We start from the raw sequence: 2023 nt of genomic DNA, 5'->3' as shown, positions 1-2023 counted from the left end.
GGCGGTTACGTAGTCGATGCCACCTTGCCTGAGGTAATGGTGGTATAAGCCTTCCTCCGACAGGCTGTCGTAGAGCTTCCGGAATTGAGCGCGGACGGCTGGCTGGCGCACATCCGGCAAGAGGAAGAAGCCCCAGTCCGTGCGCAGGAACGAGTACTTGCGCCCTTCATCGGCGAATGGAATCGGCTCAAGGTAGCGCAAGGCTTCGCCGAGTTGGCGGTAGCTGATCTTCGCCAGCTCCTGCACCAACTCGTCCTGTTGTTTAGCCGACGCTTTGCCCTGCGGGGCCAACTGCTGAAACAGGCTAGCCAAATCGTCCATACCCTCGTCGTTATTGCCAGCCCAGGAGGTAGCCCCGGTCGGCACCTGCTTCACCGCACCGCTCACAATAGTGGCAACTTGTTGCTGTACCTGCGGATCGGCACTCTGCAGCTGCCGCAGGTGCGCCAGGCTGCCGGTGACGCGGCCGCAAACTTGAGCAAGTAGTTGTTGCAGGCGCCGTTGATACCTAACCGGCAGAAGAGAGCGGACTTCTTCAGATAGCACTCCAGGTGCTTCGGGGTTGCCAGGAGTTGCTGCCATCGTTGGGAGTAGAACACGTCTAGAATCCGACCACTGGAGTAGCCGAGACGGTCGGAGCGTTGGTAGAGCAGCGTCCCATACTCCAGCGCCGTGACCTGGTCCAACGTCAGGGACCGGATAAGGCGATTCTCCAGCCGGTAACGGGCGGCAAAGGGCAGTTCGGTCTGCAAGCTATCGAGGGCCGCTCGCAACTGGGGCGTGCCCAGGTAATCAATGCCTCGTACCCGGCAGTAGGCGGTGAGCTCGGCCAGCGGCGGCAGGGAAGCGGTACGTGAACTGGGGCAAGGCCCGGTTGGGCGACTGCGCCCGGCCCCCGGTCCTGTTCGATGCTTAGTGCCTGTACACGGACCGGATCCCAAGCGTCAACTGCGCGAAGGGCGCGCAACGCCGTCGAGTCCACGGAACTGTGCAACAAGTCAAACAGATGATCGGCCTGCCCAGCGGGCACGACGCGCGGGTAGGAAGCACAAAGGCGGCGACCGGTTCGCTCCAGACGTATTGCTGGTACGTATTGGCCAGGTACACCAGCAGGTTCAGTTGGCTGGTGGGGTCGTAGTCGTCGTCCAGATGCCACGAAAGTTGATGCCGCTCATTCTCCGTCCCGATGTCCGTCCCGGTGAGCAACTGCAGCAGGTAGACCATCGACGCGCGCTCGGGATACTGGTCGAAACGCGTCCGCGCTTGGTATAGGGCAGCAGCAATGACCAGTAAGGCCTGTGGATCTTTGCGGGCCACCAACTCCCCGACGCGGCCGCGTCGAGCCCACTCCTGCCCAAAGAGGTCTTGCGCTTGATTTTCCAGCGCCGCCTTTCGGGCGGGTGAAATAGTCCGTATTTGAACCGTGGCCTGCCGCTGCTCTAGAGGCGTGATAAGGAAGGCCTTGGCGAGCGGTGAAAACCGGATCTGCGTACGGTAGCGGTTCAGAAAATCTCCAAACGCCCGGGCGGAAATGGCCGGGCTCAACGTGATCTCTTGTGCGGTGAACGCGCAGTTTTCCTGCACTAACCGCTGCGCAATGGCCGACTCTTGGGTGGGCAGCACATGGTACCCCAAGTGTTCTTCTACGACGTTGCGGCTGTCGAAATAAGGAGCCAAGTCAAACAAGGCTTGTACGTCTCCCTTCCGCAACCGGCTATCGAGCTGCGCCAGCATGGTGGTCTGTCCCACGGCAGGGAATGCACACCAGCTTGCCAACAACAATAAGCTCAACAGGCGGGCAATACGTACAATAGATCGGATCATGATTCGTGAGGAGGGAAAATCACGTAACTCTGCGCTTAGCTAAACTGGTAATGCGCCGTGGCAAGTTACTCCCTTGGAGGCAGAGGGAACAACGTTTTATTGGGACTGGGTGCCATTGACAGACGCAGGGGCTGAGCTGGTCTATCATGTTTTCTGCGTGATGCGCGCGAAACGTTACGGGTGCCTAATACCTGCCTAC

Annotated in this window: 2 protein-coding genes; both read right to left on the bottom strand. The window is 59.8% G+C overall.

Annotated features, from left to right (window positions below; genetic code table 11):
* On the bottom strand, positions 1-582 hold a 582-nt coding region (locus tag VI25_RS22285), incomplete at its 3' end, for a hypothetical protein (RefSeq protein ID WP_152981779.1).
* Between the two features lie 330 nt (positions 583-912).
* A complete protein-coding gene (locus VI25_RS22275; protein WP_055562922.1) occupies positions 913-1824 on the bottom strand; it encodes a hypothetical protein in 912 nt (303 codons plus the stop codon).
* Between the last annotated feature and the right edge of the window lie 199 nt (positions 1825-2023).

The sequence above is a fragment of the Hymenobacter sp. AT01-02 genome, assembly GCF_000961955.2.
Classification (GTDB): Bacteria; Bacteroidota; Bacteroidia; order Cytophagales; family Hymenobacteraceae; genus Hymenobacter; species Hymenobacter mucosus.
The sequence above is the reverse complement of the archived record's forward strand: the minus strand, read 5'-3'. Positions and strand labels throughout refer to the sequence as shown.